Here is a 324-nt window from a genome sequence, read left to right as displayed (position 1 = left end):
AAAAGCCTATAGCCAGAATCCCAAAGCCGTAAAAGCCTGGTTGACTGAAGATTACCCAAAAATCACCGCTAAAGCGAAAAAAGAGAACGCCGAAATCCATTGGGGTGACGAAACCGGGCTGTGCAATGACAGCTATTACGGCCGTAGTTACGCCCCACGCGGTGAAACCCCGGAGATTAAGGTGCATTCAAGATGTAAACGGGTGAATCTGATTTCGTCGGTTACAAATCAAGGCAAGGTTCGATTTATGGTTTACAAGGATAAGATGAATTCTCAGACCCTTATCAAATTTATGGAGAGACTCATCAAGGATGCTGACAAAAA

The 324-nt window shown here is 44.4% G+C and carries 1 protein-coding gene; it reads left to right on the top strand.

All coding sequences use genetic code 11. The annotated features are described in order from the left end of the window. On the top strand, positions 1–324 hold a 324-nt coding region (locus ACYQ11_RS22190; RefSeq protein WP_459926020.1), incomplete at both ends, for a transposase.

The sequence above is a fragment of the Desulfatiferula olefinivorans genome, assembly GCF_054657895.1.
The sequence above is the reverse complement of the archived record's forward strand: the minus strand, read 5'-3'. Positions and strand labels throughout refer to the sequence as shown.